This is a genomic window from Marinobacter confluentis, from assembly GCF_004785685.1.
GTDB lineage: Bacteria > Pseudomonadota > Gammaproteobacteria > Pseudomonadales > Oleiphilaceae > Marinobacter > Marinobacter confluentis.
Window position 1 is genome coordinate 35,125 of sequence record NZ_SRPF01000001.1, and the last position, 16,224, is coordinate 51,348.

The 16,224-nt window shown below is 57.4% G+C and carries 14 protein-coding genes; 8 read left to right on the forward strand and 6 right to left on the reverse strand.

The genetic code is table 11. The features are described 5' to 3' along the window. Positions 1-17: 17 nt before the first annotated feature. From E5Q11_RS00190 to E5Q11_RS00205, 4 genes are all read left to right on the forward strand, one after another. Entirely contained in the window at positions 18-1,055 is a 1,038-nt protein-coding gene (locus E5Q11_RS00190) for an NADP(H)-dependent aldo-keto reductase (RefSeq protein ID WP_135801398.1), read from the forward strand. Between the two features lie 192 nt (positions 1,056-1,247). Beyond that, positions 1,248-1,562, forward strand: a complete 315-nt coding sequence (locus E5Q11_RS00195) for a hypothetical protein (protein ID WP_135801399.1) — start codon at positions 1,248-1,250, stop codon at positions 1,560-1,562. Positions 1,563-1,649: 87 nt separating this feature from the next. Beyond that, positions 1,650-3,860 (forward strand): acetyl-CoA hydrolase/transferase C-terminal domain-containing protein, encoded by a 2,211-nt coding sequence (locus E5Q11_RS00200; RefSeq protein WP_135801400.1) that lies wholly within the window; start codon positions 1,650-1,652, stop codon positions 3,858-3,860. Beyond that, a complete protein-coding gene (locus tag E5Q11_RS00205; protein WP_135801401.1) occupies positions 3,860-4,318 on the forward strand; it encodes an FKBP-type peptidyl-prolyl cis-trans isomerase in 459 nt (152 codons plus the stop codon). Before E5Q11_RS00200 ends, E5Q11_RS00205 begins: the two co-directional genes overlap by 1 nt. On the opposite strand, the gene E5Q11_RS00210 is transcribed toward E5Q11_RS00205, so the two are convergent. Beyond that, a complete protein-coding gene (locus E5Q11_RS00210; protein ID WP_168215581.1) occupies positions 4,260-5,090 on the reverse strand; it encodes a lysophospholipid acyltransferase family protein in 831 nt (276 codons plus the stop codon). The two genes, E5Q11_RS00205 and E5Q11_RS00210, sit on opposite strands and share 59 nt — an antisense overlap. Before the next feature lie 248 nt (positions 5,091-5,338). Here E5Q11_RS00210 and E5Q11_RS00215 point away from each other — a divergent pair, with 248 nt between their 5' ends. Genes E5Q11_RS00215 through glpK form a run of 3 tightly spaced genes read left to right on the forward strand, consistent with a single transcriptional unit; the run spans position 5,339 to position 9,223 of the window. Further along, a complete protein-coding gene (locus E5Q11_RS00215; protein WP_135802373.1) occupies positions 5,339-6,076 on the forward strand; it encodes a response regulator in 738 nt (245 codons plus the stop codon). A gap of 58 nt (positions 6,077-6,134) precedes the next feature. Beyond that, the gene (locus E5Q11_RS00220; RefSeq protein ID WP_135801403.1) at positions 6,135-7,709 is read left to right on the forward strand and encodes an ATP-binding protein; all 1,575 of its coding nucleotides are present in this window, start codon (positions 6,135-6,137) and stop codon (positions 7,707-7,709) included. Positions 7,710-7,741: 32 nt separating this feature from the next. Next, a complete protein-coding gene (glpK, locus tag E5Q11_RS00225; protein WP_135801404.1) occupies positions 7,742-9,223 on the forward strand; it encodes a glycerol kinase GlpK in 1,482 nt (493 codons plus the stop codon). A 39-nt stretch (positions 9,224-9,262) separates the two neighbouring features. Here glpK and argF read toward each other — a convergent pair whose 3' ends face one another. Next, on the reverse strand, positions 9,263-10,174 hold the full coding sequence (argF, locus tag E5Q11_RS00230; protein WP_404802767.1) for an ornithine carbamoyltransferase: 912 nt from the start codon (positions 10,172-10,174) through the stop codon (positions 9,263-9,265). 199 nt (positions 10,175-10,373) lie between these two features. On the opposite strand from argF, the gene grxD reads away from it, so the two are divergent. Beyond that, a complete protein-coding gene (grxD, locus tag E5Q11_RS00235; protein ID WP_135801406.1) occupies positions 10,374-10,700 on the forward strand; it encodes a Grx4 family monothiol glutaredoxin in 327 nt (108 codons plus the stop codon). Between the two features lie 19 nt (positions 10,701-10,719). Here the strand turns inward: grxD and E5Q11_RS00240 are convergent, their stop codons facing one another. The 4 genes from E5Q11_RS00240 to E5Q11_RS00255 all read right to left on the reverse strand — a co-directional run bounded on the left by E5Q11_RS00240 (position 10,720) and on the right by E5Q11_RS00255 (position 16,059). After that, entirely contained in the window at positions 10,720-11,505 is a 786-nt protein-coding gene (locus tag E5Q11_RS00240; RefSeq protein ID WP_135801407.1) for a TonB family protein, read from the reverse strand. 11 nt (positions 11,506-11,516) lie between these two features. Beyond that, a complete protein-coding gene (locus tag E5Q11_RS00245; protein WP_135801408.1) occupies positions 11,517-13,733 on the reverse strand; it encodes a DUF1631 domain-containing protein in 2,217 nt (738 codons plus the stop codon). Positions 13,734-13,888: 155 nt separating this feature from the next. Further along, complete coding sequence (locus tag E5Q11_RS00250) at positions 13,889-15,166, reverse strand: HlyC/CorC family transporter (protein ID WP_135801409.1); 1,278 nt, start codon at positions 15,164-15,166, stop codon at positions 13,889-13,891. An 86-nt stretch (positions 15,167-15,252) separates the two neighbouring features. Further along, the gene (locus E5Q11_RS00255) at positions 15,253-16,059 is read right to left on the reverse strand and encodes a cytochrome C assembly family protein (RefSeq protein ID WP_135801410.1); all 807 of its coding nucleotides are present in this window, start codon (positions 16,057-16,059) and stop codon (positions 15,253-15,255) included. Positions 16,060-16,224: the final 165 nt, after the last annotated feature.

Sequence of the window (16,224 nt, forward strand, 5' to 3'; positions counted from 1 at the left end):
TATAGACCGGAGGATGGATGAGAACCCGCAGTCTCGGCAGAACCGATGTAGAAGTCAGTGAGATATGCCTGGGCACCATGACCTGGGGTGAGCAGAATTCTGAGCGCGAGGCGGCAGAGCAGCTGGACTATGCCACGGCTGAAGGCGTCAACTTTATTGATGCGGCCGAGATGTACCCGGTGCCGCCCCGGGCAGAAACCCAGGGCCTGACCGAGGTCTATCTGGGAAACTGGCTGGCGAAGCGCGGCCGACGGGATGATCTGGTGATCGCGTCCAAGGTTGCTGGCCCCGGTAATGGCCTGACCTATCTGCGCAACGGTCCCCACCTCACTGGGCCTCATATCCGCAAAGCCTGCGAGGACAGCCTTCGGCGATTGCAGACCGATTACATTGATCTGTATCAGGTGCACTGGCCCGGTCGGAATTCCAACTTTTTTGGCAAGCTTGGCTATCAGCACCGGCCGGATGAGCAGGCGACTCCCATTGAGGAAACCCTGGAGGCGCTACATGAGCTTGTTCAGGAGGGCAAGATTCGTCACATCGGTATTTCCAATGAAACCCCCTGGGGCACGGCCGAATATCTGCGACTGTCCCACGAGAATAACTGGCCACGAGTGGTCAGCATCCAGAACCCTTACAACCTGTTGAATCGCACCTTTGAAGTGGGCATGGCGGAAATTGCCTGCCGCGAGCAGGTGGGGCTGCTGGCCTATTCGCCACTGGCCTTTGGTGTATTGACCGGTAAGTATCTGAATGGCAAACGCCCGGATGGCGCGCGCCTGTCGCTTTACAGCCGGTTTGCCCGCTACACCAGCCAGCGTGGTGAAGAGGCCACAAGGGCTTACGTGGAGCTCGCCAGGCAGCACGGTCTGTCCCCGGCCCGGATGGCGCTGGCCTATGTGACCGGGCGGGATTTCGTGACCAGCAATATCATTGGAGGGACCTCTGTTGAGCAACTGCGGGAAAACATCAGTTCGGCGTCACTGGTTCTGGATGATTCGCTGCTGTCGGAAATTGAGTCGCTGCATCATGAATTCACCTATCCCTGCCCTTAGGTTTCACCCGGCACAAGCCGGGTGTTACACGTTGATACAGAAAACGCTGGTTTTTTGACAAAAAATCGGAGGTGTGATGGCGGCATCCTGCCGCTTTTGTGTGCAAATTCACAACATTTCGGCCCCGAATGATTAGACTTTAATCCTAGGCATCATTAGACTTCGCCACCTGGTTAGGGTCACAGAAACATCATGATTATTCGCATCTTTATCGTACTTCTTGCACTTAATATGCTGGCCTTCGTTGTTCGCGCCGAAGCAGGTGAGCGAGTGTTTGCGGACGAGATGCCTACCCAGGACGTTTATCAGCTTCAGGAAGAGATGTCCGGCGATTTCGAGCGTGATCCTTCCGATATGTATGCAGCCATCGGTTCGCGTCTGCTTAGCCTTGGTTTTTCCGGCTCTGACGCTCGGTCTCGAACCTACGCCTCTGATCCGGCCCGGCCGGACCACGGGGTTGCGCTGCTTGAAGAGGGCGCCTGCCTCAACTTCAAGTGGAATTTCTGATCTGCCCCGATTCATTGCCTGACTTGCCCAGCCGTGTGATCATCCGTTTTCTGTAATCGAACTTTGATGCCAAAACGGAGTTTGCTCATGGCCAGCGATAAGCCGCTTACGTTGAACGACAGTAAGGCGTGCGTGGAACAGCTCATTCAACGGGTCGGCAAGAACATCACCATCGGGCTACCCCTTGGCCTCGGCAAGCCCGTCCGGTTTATCAACGCATTGTACGAGCGAGCCTGCTCTGACCCCGCTATAAACCTGCACATTCTGACCGCGTTATCGCTGACAGCCCCGCAAGGTAGCTCATCCCTTGAAAAGCGTTTCATGGAGCCCTTTGTCGAACGGCTGTATGGTGAAATTCCAGAGCTGGACTACGCCAGGGATGTGGTTCGCAACCGGCTGCCGCCGAATGTCAGGGTGTCGGAATTCTTCTTCAAGGCGGGCGCTTTTCTGAACAATGCCTCACAGCAGCGGCAATATGTCTGCACCAACTATACCCACGCCGTGCGCGACCTGATGGCGCAGGGGGTCAACGTGGTCGCCCAGATGGTGGCGCCGCCAACGGCCCCTGAGGATAAGGGAACGGTCAGCCTGAGCAGCAACCCGGATCTGACGCTGGATCTGATTCCGCTGCTGCGACAGCGTGAGGCGGAAGGTCAAGCCGTAGCACTGGTTGGCGAGCTCAACCGCTACCTGCCTTTTATGGGCAATCATGCGGCAATCCCCGAGACTCGTTTTGACATTCTGCTTGAGCATCAGCGGTCCGACTATCCTCTGTTCCCGGCGCCGCAGATGGCGGTGACCCCGGAAGATCACCTGATTGGCTTCTACGCCAGCACATTGCTGAAAGACGGTGGCACGCTGCAGGTTGGCATTGGTTCGCTGGGTTCAGCGCTGGTTCACAGCGCGATCCTGCGGCATCGCAGAAACAGCCACTGGAAAGCGGTTTATGACTATCTGGCCGTGGCAGGCAACTTTCCGTCTGCCGAGTCCCTGGGTGGCGTGGACACCTTCGAGAAAGGGCTTTACGGTTGCAGTGAGATGATGGTGGACGGCTTTATACACCTGCTGGAAGCCGGAGTGATCCACCGCGAGGTCTACAACCATGCGGACCTTCAGGAACTGATCAACGCCGGCCGGATTGGCCCCGAGGTATCACTGGAAACCCTGGACGTTCTGCGGCAGGAAGATCTGATTGATTCACCCCTGAGGGCCCGGGATGTTTCCTGGCTGCGCGGCTATGGCATCCTTCGGTCGGAAGTGGAGTATAAAGGCGGCCGGTTGCGAGTCGGGCAACAGTCACTGGAACCCGATCTGGACCAGCCGGAATCCCGCGATGCCATTAGCCAGGTTGCCCTTGGCGAGCGGCTCGCCGGTGGCATCGTGATTCACGGTGGCTTCTACGTGGGCCCCGAAACCTTCTACCAGCGTCTGCGCGACCTGTCCGCCGCTGATCGCCAGCGTATCTGCATGACCAGCGTCAACTTCATCAACCACCTTTATGACCACGCCTATGGTAATCAGCGGCTGAAGTCGGCCCAGCGGGTCCACAGCCGGTTTATCAACACGGCCATGATGCACACGCTCAACGGTGCGGCCGTCTCTGACGGGCTGGAGGATGGCCGGGTAGTGAGTGGGGTAGGTGGGCAGTACAATTTTGTCGCCATGGCCCATGAATTGCCAGAAGCCCGCTCGGTTATCTGTCTCAGAAGTGTGCGTAAATCTGGCCATAAAACGTTGTCCAATATCGTGTTCAGCTATGGCCACTGCACCATACCCCGGCACCTGCGTGATCTGGTGGTGACCGAGTACGGTATCGCCGACATTCGCGGGCAGTCTGATGAGCAGGTCTACCTGCGCCTGATTCGAATTGCCGATTCCCGCTTTCAGGAGGAGTTGCTGGCCCAGGCGAAAAAAGCGGGTAAGGTCGATGCCGCTTTCCAGATACCGCTGGCCTGGCGAAACAATACCCCGGAGGCAGTGAAACGGGCCGTTGAAACCGCCGGTGGGGGCGACCTTTTCCCCGCCTTCCCATTCGGCTGTGACTTCACCGGTGACGAGCTGGTTCTGGGTAAGGCACTGAAAGCCCTGAAAGCGGAAACCGCGACCGGCCGTGGTAAAATTTCGACGCTCTGGCGGGCCCTGAAGGCCAGCGATACCGAAGGCCGTTACCAGTCACTGTTGCAGCGAATGAAACTCGACAGTCCCCGGGGCCTGCGGGAAAAGCTTGATCAAAGGCTGGTGATTCACGGCCTTGATCTGACACACACACCATCGGATACAGGAAACCAGACAGCCTGATGCAAAAACCTGCCGTATTCACTGTTCATTATGTGCTGAAGAACAAGCTTGGCGAGTTGGTAGACACCTCAGAGGGCAGCGAGCCACTGCGGTTCATGCTGGGTAGCCCGGGGGTCATTGCCGGTATTCAGGAAGCGGTGAAAGACCGTAATCCCGGCGACTGCCTGGAGGTCACCGTTCCGCCGTCCATGGCCTACGGTGAGCATAATCCTGAATTGGTGCGCACTGTGCCGCGCTCCATGTTCGAAGGCGTTGAAAATCTTCAGGTGGGCATGAAATTCCAGACCAACACCGGTGACGAAGCCCAGATCGTCCAGGTTGTCAGCATCGACGGCAACCTGATCAAGGTAGACGCCAACCATCCTCTGGCGGGGTTTACCCTCTACTTTGATCTCGAAATCATCGAAAAGCGCGAAGCGACTGATGACGAAGTGGCGGCTGGCTATCCGTTGGATTAGCGTCCAGAGCCCCGTCCTGAATCTGATTGACACCCTCCAACACAGTGGATCGCAGCCTTGCCGCAAGTTCCGATGGTTTATCGTCGGGGGAAGGCACCATTGGTGAATGCATGAGGATGTCCACGGTCGGGGCCGGGTTCTGTAGTAGCCGTCGAAGGTGGCTCATAAAGCTGTCTTCATTGATAAACGGGGCCAGGTGATCGAGAGCACCGTCGCGACGATACACAATGCTCACTGGCTGAACCGGAACCCCGGCCTGCTGAGCCGCTTTCAATAACCGGCCGTGGAACGGTAGAACGGTTATCCCGGGGCTGGTTGTCGCTTCCGGAAAAACCATGACGGACTGCCCCTGACTAAGCCGTGCCTCCAGCTGACTTGCAACATCTGCCACCCTGCCGCCGCCACGTTTGATAAATACGGTGCCCGCCTGTCTCGCCAGCCAGCCAATCAAAGGCCATTGGCTGACTTCCGCTTTTGACAGAAACACCGCGGGCATTGCCCCACCCAGCACGGGAATGTCGCACCAGGAAACGTGATTGCAAACGTACAGGGCTGGCTGATCAGACGGCACGCCGTGGCAGCGTATCTTCAGGCCAAGACTGCGTGTGGACGCGCGGAAGCAGCGTTGGGCCCAGGGTGTGCGATCAACCTTTCTGCGGCTTACCACGTCGGCCAGTTTCAACCACGTGGCGACCAGAGCAATGGCTCCCAGCAGGCCGATAAACAGAATCAGCCTCAGGGGAATTCGCCGGGTGTTTGTATGGGGTTTCATATAAAGACCTGTGTAGATGACTGCTGCGCCAAGACTATGAATCTGGCGTGACATCCGGATGAACGGCAGGTGACCAACTGATGACAATCCGTGCGGGTCGGCGGGCAGCCAGCGTATCCCCGCTGTAACCATTGGGCGCTTCAATGTATATTTCTGAAAAGCATGTATAATTGCTGTTACAGGACGTAGCCTGTATCGTCTGAGAAACGGCAATTCGGGTGTTAAAAATCCAAACAACAACATCAGAGATGGACGGCGTGGAACAAACGAACGAAAGTTGGCGGATTCTTATAGTCGAGGACGACGAGAGGCTGGCAGAGCTGACCAGAGAGTATCTGGAAAGCAATGGTCTCACCGTATCTCTGGAAACCCACGGCGGAAACGCAGTCGAACGTATTCGCAATGAACAGCCCGACCTGGTCGTGCTCGATCTGATGCTGCCGGGCGAGGACGGTCTGTCTATCTGTCGTCGCGTGCGGCCGAATTACAACGGGCCCATCATCATGTTGACGGCACGCACCGATGATCTCGATCAGGTTCTCGGTCTTGAAATGGGTGCGGACGACTACGTCGGCAAACCCGTCAAACCCCGTGTACTTCTTGCCCGCATTCGTGCGCTTCTGCGCCGTGTGACCGAACACGGCACCATTGCCGCCGAAGAGGGTCTGGCGGAAGAGCCGGTTCGGCTCCAGTTCAATGATCTGGTGGTTGACCGCTCCATGCGTGAAGCCTGGCTTAACGACGCCAGCATCGACCTGACCAGTGCCGAGTTTGATCTGCTGTGGCTGCTGTCGAGCAATGCCGGCCGGGTGCTGAGCCGTGAGGAAATTTTTACCGCGCTGCGGGGCATTGAATACGATGGCCAGGATCGCTCTATCGACGTCCGGGTTTCCAGAATCCGGCCAAAAATAGGTGACGATCCCATCCATCCGCGGCGTATCAAGACCGTCCGTAGCAAGGGCTATCTCTTCGTAAAAGAAGCCTGACTTTTCAGTCTCTGGCGCTGGCCCCTGTGGGCCAGCGTTCATTGCCAGGGTTTATACAATGCCCTTCAAGTTCTTCCTCAAACTTTACGCTCGCCTGATCGGCCTGACCTTCCTGATATTGCTGTTCTGTGTTGCCCTTTTTCTCGGTGTGAATTCCGTCAGGGAGCAGTATTGGCAGGAACGCTTCGCCGAGCCGCTGATGCGCTGGATTGCCTCCACCCCCAACGCGGCCGGACAGTATCACTGGCTTTCTTCTTTTCACGATTTCCGGGTGTTGTCCCCCGGTCAGCTCAGTGCCTCTGACATTGTGGTCGAACGCCTCTCCTATGGTCAGGTTGTGTCGCTGGACACCAGCATCGGCCATCAGGTCATGATCCAGAGTGAGGCCGGGGAAGTTCTGATGCTGCGGTTCGGCGACCTGTACAACGACGTATCCGAAGCGCTCGCGCTGATCGCCCGATGGCACCTTGGTGGCGTACCCGGCGGCGGGCGTGAGCAGGCAATGGGCCAGCTTTCTGAATCCCTGGGGGTGTCCCTGACCTCGATTCAGGACCCAGATTCGGTGCCGGATGCTGATGTGCTGGGGCGGGTATCCCAGCGCGGCATTGCGCTCTACCAGCATCCGTTGGAGGGTCAGGCGCACGTTCTGATCCGCCTGGAGGACGGAGCCCTGATTGACCTTTCGATGCCGCCACCATTCGATCCCTGGGCCTGGCCGGTATTGCTGCTTTTACTGTTGGTCGGCGGCAGTGTGCTGGCGCTGGCGCTCTATCTGGCCATGCGTGAGGTGGACAGCAACCTCAGGGCGGTTGAATCAGTGGCGATCCGAATCGCCCGTGGGGAAATGAGCGCCCGGGTAGAGACTTCCGACAGTCGCCTGGTGTCGCGTCTTGCGGCCGCATTCAATGGAATGGCAGAGCATATTCAGCGCCTGGTCGGGGTTCAGCGGGAAATGATTCACGCCGTTTCCCATGAATTACGGACACCGGTGGCCCGTATCCGCTTCGGCGTACAGATGATTGAGAGCGCGTCCGATGCCCAGGCGCTTCAGAAACAGCTGGACGGCATTGACGGCGACATTCAGGAGCTGGATGAACTGATTGACGAAATACTGACCTACGCCAGGCTGGAGCAGGGCGGGCCGGTGTTTGCACTGCAGGAATCGTCGGTCACCGATATTGTCCGGCAGGTGGTCAGTGAGCAGCAGATGATCCGTACCGAGCACGTGATTGAAGCGGACATCGACGACGAATCCGAAGCCTGGGCCTTGTCTGATGTAGAACCGCGCTATATCCACCGGGCGATCCAGAATCTGGTGGGCAACGGCGCACGATATGCGGCCAGCCGCGTGCGGGTTCACTGCCAGTTGGACGAGGATAACTGCCGGATTGACGTAGAAGATGACGGGCCCGGCGTGCCTGAAGAAGACTGGGAAAAAGTATTTACCGCCTTTGCCAGACTGGATGACAGCCGCACCCGAACTTCAGGCGGCTATGGGCTGGGCCTGTCGATTGTGCGGCGTATACTCTACTGGCATGGCGGACAGGCGTTTGTGAGCCGCAGTGAAGCTCTGGGTGGAGCCAGGTTCAGCCTGGTGTGGCCCCGCAAGAAACCGATTGAACCGTCAATCTGATTAACGGTTGTATAACTGAAAGGATGCGAATCATGCCGCAGTATCTGCTTGCCATTGACCAGGGAACCACCAGTTCCCGCGCCATTGTTTTTGACGCCTCCGGGAACTCGGTTGCCACTGCGCAGAAGGAATTCCAGCAGTATTTCCCCCAGGACGGCTGGGTAGAACACGACGCCCTGGAAATCTGGGAAAGTACACTTGCGGTCTGCCGTGAGGCGCTGGAGACATCAAAAGTTCCTGTGGCCTCGATTTCCGGTATCGGTATCACCAATCAGCGGGAAACCACAATCATCTGGGACCGCCAGACTGGCGAGCCGGTTTATCGCGCCATCGTCTGGCAGGACCGCCGAACCGCCTCCTGGTGCACCAAGCTTAAATCCGATGGCCACGAAGACACGGTGGTTGAACGCACCGGGCTGTTAATCGACCCTTATTTTTCCGCCACCAAAATTGCCTGGATTCTCGACAATGTTGACGGCCTGCGGGCCCGTGCCGAGGCCGGGGAGCTGGCGTTCGGAACCGTTGACAGCTGGTTGCTGTGGAATCTGACCGGCGGCCAGTCACATCGTACCGATGCCACCAATGCATCCAGAACCGCCATTTTCAACATACACGAGCAGGACTGGGACGAAGAGTTGCTCAAACTGTTTCGCATCCCGCGCTCGCTGCTGCCGGACGTTCTGGACAGTGCCGCCGATTTTGGTGACACGGATGAGAAGTGGTTTGGCCAGGCCCTGCCGGTGGCCGGTATTGCCGGAGACCAGCATGCGGCGCTCATCGGCCAGGCCTGCTTCAAGCCGGGAATGGCAAAAAGTACGTACGGTACTGGCTGTTTTCTGATGGTCAATACCGGGTCAGAGGCGCCACGCTCGGAAAACCGGCTGCTGACCACCATGGCCTACCGCCTGAACGGCAAACCCTGCTATGCCATGGAGGGCAGTATTTTTGTCGCCGGCGCCGCCATGCAGTGGCTGAGGGATGGTCTGAAACTGATCCGGCACGCCAGTGAATCGTCCCGCTACGCCACCGAGGTGGGCGTTGAGAACCCGGTCTACCTGGTTCCCGCCTTCACCGGCCTGGGCGCCCCCCATTGGGATCCCCACGCTCGGGGCGCGATCATGGGCCTGACCCGGGACACCGGTATTGCCGAGATCGTAACCGCTGGCCTGCAGTCGGTGTGTTATCAGACCAAGGACCTGGTGCGGGCCATCCAGAACGATGGCACTTCACTGAAATCGCTGAGAGTTGACGGCGGCATGGTGGTCAATGACTGGCTGATGCAGTTTCTGGCGGACATTCTCAATGTGCCGGTGGAGCGGCCAAAAGTGACAGAGACCACCGCACTGGGCGCGGCCTATCTGGCGGGACTGCAGACCGGCGTATACCAGAGCCTGGAGCAGATCACCGAGCTCTGGGCGCGAGAGCACTATTTCCAGCCAAAAATGCGGCCCGTGTTACGTGAATCCCTTTATGCCGGGTGGCTGGACGCGATCGAAAGGGTCTGCAATAACTGACGCCGGCGTCGTCTCGGGGCCGGGCTCTCGCCCACCGGTTCAGTCCAGTCGGTTGAGAATGAGGAATTCAAGCAGTGCTTTCTGGGCATGAAGGCGGTTTTCGGCTTCGTCCCAGACCACGGAGCTGGTGTGTTCCATCATATCCGCCGAGATTTCCTCGCCCCGGTGGGCTGGCAGGCAGTGCATGAACAGCGCATCTTTATCCGCCAGCTTCATCAGCGCAGGGCTGATCTGATAATCCCGGAAGGCTTTCTCCCGGGCCTTCTGTTCATCTTCCTGACCCATGGACGCCCAGACGTCGGTCACCAGCAGGTTGGCGCCTCTGGCGGCCTCGGCAGGGTCGCGTAGAATTTCGACGCGGTCGGAATGGGCGTTCATCAGTGAGCTGTTCGGCTCATAGCCTTCCGGGCAGGCAATGCGCAGGTTGAAACCGAACTGGTCAGCGGCATTCATGTAAGATTGGCACATGTTGTTGCCATCCCCAATCCAGGCCACGGTGCCGCCCCGGATGCTGCCTCGGTGTTCCCGATAGGTCTGCATATCCGCCAGCAGCTGGCAGGGGTGAAAATCGTCAGTCAGGGCGTTGATCACCGGTGCCCTGGAGGCGGCTGCAAAGCGTTCGACGGTTTCGTGATCGAAAGTGCGGATCATGACCGCATCCACCATGCTGGAAATGACAATGGCTGAATCCTCAATAGGTTCACCGCGACCAAGCTGGGTGTCGCGGGGGGAGAGAAACAGCGCGGTGCCGCCAAGCTGGGTCATGCCGGCCTCAAAGGAAACCCGCGTACGGGTGGATGATTTTTCGAAAATCATCGCCAGTACGCGGTTTTTCAGGGTTTCGCGGACGATTCCCTGTCGCCATTCCTTGCGCAGTGCCGAGGCGTGGTCAAGCAGAGCCTCAAGCTCGTCGGGACTCAGGTCGTTGAGTGTAAGAAAGTGTCTTGCCATGACATGGCCCTTCATTGATCCATAGACGCATCGGTGCCCGGCAGGCGGCAGCCTGCCTCGCCAGAGGGGCACAAGTCTATCCGCTCAGGGGGTTGATGACAACGCTACGGGCCTTGGTCCGGGCGCGCAGACGCGTGTACAATGGGGCAAAAGCCGTTGCCCGCTGGCAACCCATGATTGATGTACGAGGTAACTGTCAATGGACATTAACGAAACCATCAAGAACCAGCTCGAAGAAAACCCGATTATCCTTTACATGAAAGGCAGCCCGCAGCAGCCGCAGTGTGGTTTTTCTGCCAAGACCTCCCAGGCGCTGATGGCCTGTGGTGAACGCTTTGCTTTCGTTAATATCCTGGACAACCAGGAACTGCGTGAAGCATTGAAAGTCTATTCCAGTTGGCCCACCTATCCCCAGCTCTATATCAATGGAGAGTTGGTTGGCGGCTGTGACATCATTCTTGAAATGTCCGAGAGCGGAGAGCTTGCAGAGAAGGTGAAAGCGGCTGCCAAGCAGGCAGAAGCCTGATCTTTGCCGGCATTTGTGCCTAGAACGTGTACCTGACCTCAACCCTGAACGGCCGCTGACGTGAAGCTGACGACGGCGGTTCAGGGTACGGGCTGGCCTCCAGTGCCGCCCGGTAGACCCGTTGATCCAGCCCGTCGTTTCCAGATGACCTGCTAATATCTGCTGCCACCAGTGCACCGTTGGACATCAGGTCCAATTCGAGTTCAACGCTGAGCGTTTGCCCCTTTTTTACGTCCTCAAGCTTGCGAATGGTCGCTCTCTCGCCGATGGTCTGGGCCAGCAGCGAAATATAGGAGCTTTCTTCGCTGGGCGCCTCCGATTGGAGGGTTATTTCGTGTTCTGATTCAATCGGCTTACCGGTTTGTCTGCCAGCTTTGCTAGGAGCTGAGGGCAGGGTGGCCCGGGCGCTGTTCTGTGCCGGCTGCGGTAGGGATTCCTGCCGATTCGGCCGGTCAGGAACCGGGTTGTGTTCGGGCGATGCTTCAGGCTGCGGCTCCGGAGCCTTGCGTGGTTGGGGGGTGGATGTTACCTGCAGGGCGCGGGTCGGCTCGGATGGCGGCATTTCTTCAATAGTGAAGGGTTCTGCAACGACCGCTGGCGCGGTCGAAGCAGGCGGCTGCTTAGCGGACGCGCGGCTGCCCCGAGGCGTCAGTTGAACGCTGACCGTAACCGGGTTGTAGCTGTGCTTGGGAAGATCAATGGTGAAGGTCGCCATCAGTAGCGTGTGCGCCAGAAGGGCGACGGAGACCGCCAGAGTGATCCGGTAGGTCTCCGGAAGACCGGTATCCTTGCCATACTGCAGCATTGACGCTCAGCCTATCCCGCCTTGCTCCGCAAACTGCCAACCACAGCATCCAGTGCCCGGTCGATCAATGCGCCCTGTTCCAGAACGGTCAGGCGACCACGCCGGAGCTCATGGGCAAGTTCGGACCGGGTTTTTTCAATCACTTTCAGGCCCATGCGATTGACGAACACAAAGCATTCCGCCTCCTCGATGATGGCGGACAGCTTGCAGCGGAAACTGGCGCCGTTGACCAGACTGAACTCTACCCAGTTGCCGATCTCGATCTGATCAATCTGGGCAATATGTTCGGCAATGGCCGCGTTTTCCAGCTCCTGCTGACGTTCGATGGCGGTCTGTGGCGCCCTGATTTCTTCTTCCTCAGGCTCTGGTGAGTCTTCGATGGCTTCTACCAGGGCATTGGCTCGGAAGGCCTCGGTCAGCTCATGCTTCAGATCGGCCATCATTTCATCGAGCTTTGACGAGTTGTAGGACACTTCCTCAAGCCCGGCGCGCAGGGACTTCAACAGGCCTGGAACGACTCTGACCCACTGGTCCCGCTCCTGGTCTTCCTGATGGGGGTGGAGGCACCAGATAAGGTCATCAACGACCCTGACCGACTGTGTCCAGCGGTGTTCAACGTCATCCCGCAGGTAGGCCAGGAACATCACACGGCTCCAGCCGTTAAGCAGAATGTTGCGAACCGGCTCCTGCAACTTGTAACGGGCCAATTTTGACTGAAGAAGCTTGTCGACCGTTTCCTGGGCTTTCTGTGACTTGATTCGGCCGCGCTCAGATTCCCGGGTGCGCTGCTCCACCAGCGAGGATTTGCGGTCTTCCCGGGCCAGAAACTGTTCGAATTCTTCGCCAAGGGTCTCGAACAGGGTCAGATCGCCGTCAAATTCGTTCAGTATCCGGGCAACAATAGCGTGGATCTGGTCATAGAGCTTGTCGCGGCTTTTCTCGTTGCTGTCGCTCCAGCCGATGCCCGCCCGCGCCAGGCTGTTCAGCAGGCGGCGCGCCGGGTGGGTCGCTTTGCTGAAAAAGGTCTTGTCTTTGATGACCACTTTCAGAATCGGGATCTGCAACCGGCTGATCAACACCTGTACCGGTGCCGAGAGGTTGTAGTCGTCCAGAATGAATTCGAACAGCATGGAAACGAGGTTAATCAGGTCCTCGTCCATTTCGTTCAGTGCTGGTTTTTTTCCGTCTGCGGTGCTGTCAGTCCGAGCCAGCAATTGCTGAATCACCGAATGCAGGTCAACGACGGTTGGCTTGCCTTCACTAAGGTTGTTCCAGTTTCTGACGTCGGCCGTCTGTTGTGGCAGCGCGCTGAGAAGATTGATCAGCTCGGCGTCACTGACAACGTGAACGCCCGGGTCCGCCGATCTGGGCTCCTGGCCTGTGGTCGCACGCCTGGATGCCAGCATCTGGCGAATCTGCTCGAACATGGCGCCTTCATGATGACCCTGACTGCCGGCCGTGGGGCCGGCGTTGTCGGCATCGTGATGAGCGTGGTCAGCGTTGCTGCCGCCGGGTTTATCCTGTTGTTTTCCAGCTTTGCCGTGGTAGCGAAAGTTGGGAATTACACCGGCCTGAACGAGGATGCGGTTTGCTTCATCAAGCAACATCCCCAGATTGGAAACCACGTAACGGTCAAACTGCTTGAGCAGAATCAACCGTTCGCGAATCTGAATCTCCAGTGCCTGGATGGCTTCTACAAAGGCACTGCAGAGATGCTCTGGCGCCATTGGGTTAACTGGTGTCTCTGCGGTCACGCCAGGATAGATTTCGCTGAAGCGCGCCTGCAACTGGAGCAGTGAGCCTTGGAAGTGCACCTTGGACTTGGTGATCATCGCGTTGAGAGCGACCTGTTCTTCCAGATCGTCATCACCGATCAGGGACAGGCTGTCTGCCCCGGTAGAGGCAAGGTCCTCGGCGGCCGGGGCGCCACCCCGGGGCGGGTGGGAAAATAGCTGGCCCACGGCGTTCTGGAAATGCTTTTCCACACCTTTGCGTTTGATGCGGATTTCACGCATGGCCTCGAAATAACGATTCTGCTCGTTGTTGCTTCTGGCGTTATTGGCCAGTTCAAACAGCGAATCATCTACCGCATCGAAGGCACCCTGCAACAAGTCTCCGAGACCGGCCACCACCGTGTCGCGAATACGCACAATTTCGGTTGGCAAAGAGCCTGCATTACCAGCCTCTCGGTGCTCGCGGAGAAAATGTATGCCGGACTGCTTATTCATGGCCGACTCCTGTGTGCGCCTCAACCGGATGCAAAACCGAGCAAACTTTGATCATCTTTTTTTCTAATTTACCGCATTTTAACACACGGTGACACACGCAGGTGTGAACAAACTGCAGTATTCACCCGAATCTCTGCCTGAAGTGGCCGCTCGTATTATCGTGCTGTTCTTTTTTTGCGTTTTTTCGGATGAACAATAGCAGCTTTTACGACGTTGTCCTTGATCTGGAGCACTTCAACCCTATGTCCGCCCACCTTAAGGCACACGTTGGTGTCCGGAATGTTTTCCAGAGTCTCGGTAATCAGCCCGTTCAGGGTTTTGGGCCCGTCTACCGGCAGTTTCCAGCCCAGGGTTTTGTTGATGGTGCGTAAAGCGCTGGTGCCGTCGATGATGAAGGTGCCATCGTCCTGGGGAATGATGTCCGGGCTGGTGGAGGCGTAGTCGGTTGTAAACTCGCCAACAATCTCTTCCAGGATGTCTTCCAGCGTCGCCAGTCCCAGTACGTCACCGTACTCGTCAACTACCATGCCGAACCGGCGTTTTTCTTTCTGGAAGTTGATCAGTTGGGTGTTCAGGGGAGTGCTTTCCGGAATGAAGTAGGGCTCCCGGCAAAGCTGCATCAGCATGGCTTTGCTGATGTCGTCCTCGTGAAGCAGTTTGGTGGCATTGCGAAGGTGAAGAACGCCCTGAATGTCGTTGATATCACCTTTGAATACAGGCAGGCGGGTGTGCTGGCTGCTTCGCAGCTGGCGCAGGATGGTGTCCAGATCGTCTTCAAGGTCAATGCCGACGACCTCGTTGCGCGGCACCATAATGTCGTTCACCGTGACTTTCTCCAGGTCCAGAATGCTGACCAGCATGTCCTTGTGCTTTGCGGGAATGAGCGCCCCCGCTTCATTGACCAGTGTGCGCAGCTCTTCCCGGCTGAGATGATCACTGGCGGCATCGCTTGGCGATACGCCGATGACCTTGAGTATGGCGCCGGTAAACAGGTTGACCGCCCAGACCACCGGGTAAAGTATTTTGAGTAACGGCCCCAGCACATGGCTGGCAGGGAAAGCTATTTTTTCCGGAAACAGTGCGGCAAGGGTCTTTGGTGTGACTTCGGCAAAAATCAGAATCACGATGGTTAGCAGAACCGTGGCAATGGCGATACCCGCATCACCCCAGATGCGAATGGCTATAACGGTCGCGATGGCTGATGCGAATATGTTGACGAAATTGTTGCCGATCAGAATGACGCCAATCAGCTGATCCGTGCGGTTCAGCAGGTTCTGGGCCCGTTTGGCGCCTTTGTGGCCGGTTTTGGCCATGTGCTTCAGGCGATAACGGTTCAGGGACATCATGCCGGTCTCGGAGCTCGAGAAGAAGGCAGAAAGCAGAATGAGGCCGGCCAGAATAATAAACAGCGCGGTAAGCGATGTCTCGTTCAAGAAAATAGGTCCTTACGTGACTGGGATGAAGCTAAAGTGGTGTCTGGTGAATGCGGTGTCAAGTAATCCGGCCTGTGCCGGGGCCGTCAGGCCCCACGCTGGAAAACCAGTTCGAGAACAAATTTGCTGCCATAAAAGGCCATCATCAGCAGTGCGCAGCCGGCCAGGGTCCATCGGCTGGCAGTCGCGCCACGCCAGCCCTTTACATAGCGCCCGATCAGCAGGGCAATAAAAACCACCAGCGACAGCAGGGAGAAAAAGGTCTTGTGAGCCAGGTCCTGTGCGAACAGGTCCTCAACGAACAGTGCGCCGGTGGTGATCGCAAGCACCAACAGGGTAACGCCCGCCCAGACCAGTTCGAAAAGCAGGGATTCCATGGTCTGAAGGGGCGGCAGATTGCGGATCAGCACACTGTTGTAGTTCTGTTTCAGGCCCCGGTTCTGCATGTACAGAAGAACCGCCTGCAGAGCCGCGAGGGTGAAAAGGCTATAGGCGGTCACCGACAGCGCAATGTGGGAGAGCATGCCATAGCTATCGCCAGCGACGACTCTGGAAGATGAGTGGGTGATCAGCACCATGATGATGGTCAGCCCGGCCATCGGGTAGACGGCAAGGAAAAGGCTTTGAACCGGTTTGCGCAGGCTGAGAGCCAGCAGCAGGAGCACGATAAGCCAGGAGATCAGTACCGAGCTCTGGAAAAATCCGAAATCGAATACGCCGTGGCGGTATACCGTCTGGGCAATAAGAAGGCCGTGACTGGTGAGCGCAAGAAGACCGATCAGAGCGGTGATCGCAGTGCTGGTGTGAACCCTGCCGCGAAAGCTCAGCGCCTGCAGTGCAGTGCCGATGCTATAAAGCAGTAGTGAAGTGACCGCAAGGATCAGCGTTCCCATGACTTCCTTTAACCACGTTCAGACGGAGAATCGGCGGGGATTTAAACCGATTTGACCAGGCTGGTCGTTTCAAGCCGCTAGTCTGGTTATAATGTCGCGATTATGCAACAGGAATCAAGGATGCCCGTCACGATCTGAAACGGGTTTCCCGTTGTTCTGCAACCA

Bases quoted from the DNA above. Each gene is read 5' to 3' on its own strand.
- E5Q11_RS00190 (WP_135801398.1), top strand. From the start codon at position 18: ATGAGAACCCGCAGTCTCGGCAGAACCGATGTAGAAGTCAGTGAGATA.
- E5Q11_RS00195 (WP_135801399.1), top strand. From the start codon at position 1,248: ATGATTATTCGCATCTTTATCGTACTTCTTGCACTTAATATGCTGGCC.
- E5Q11_RS00200 (WP_135801400.1), top strand. From the start codon at position 1,650: ATGGCCAGCGATAAGCCGCTTACGTTGAACGACAGTAAGGCGTGCGTG.
- E5Q11_RS00205 (WP_135801401.1), top strand. From the start codon at position 3,860: ATGCAAAAACCTGCCGTATTCACTGTTCATTATGTGCTGAAGAACAAG.
- E5Q11_RS00210 (WP_168215581.1), bottom strand. From the start codon at position 5,090: ATGAAACCCCATACAAACACCCGGCGAATTCCCCTGAGGCTGATTCTG.
- E5Q11_RS00215 (WP_135802373.1), top strand. From the start codon at position 5,339: ATGGACGGCGTGGAACAAACGAACGAAAGTTGGCGGATTCTTATAGTC.
- E5Q11_RS00220 (WP_135801403.1), top strand. From the start codon at position 6,135: ATGCCCTTCAAGTTCTTCCTCAAACTTTACGCTCGCCTGATCGGCCTG.
- glpK (WP_135801404.1), top strand. From the start codon at position 7,742: ATGCCGCAGTATCTGCTTGCCATTGACCAGGGAACCACCAGTTCCCGC.
- argF (WP_404802767.1), bottom strand. From the start codon at position 10,174: ATGGCAAGACACTTTCTTACACTCAACGACCTGAGTCCCGACGAGCTT.
- grxD (WP_135801406.1), top strand. From the start codon at position 10,374: ATGGACATTAACGAAACCATCAAGAACCAGCTCGAAGAAAACCCGATT.
- E5Q11_RS00240 (WP_135801407.1), bottom strand. From the start codon at position 11,505: ATGCTGCAGTATGGCAAGGATACCGGTCTTCCGGAGACCTACCGGATC.
- E5Q11_RS00245 (WP_135801408.1), bottom strand. From the start codon at position 13,733: ATGAATAAGCAGTCCGGCATACATTTTCTCCGCGAGCACCGAGAGGCT.
- E5Q11_RS00255 (WP_135801410.1), bottom strand. From the start codon at position 16,059: ATGGGAACGCTGATCCTTGCGGTCACTTCACTACTGCTTTATAGCATC.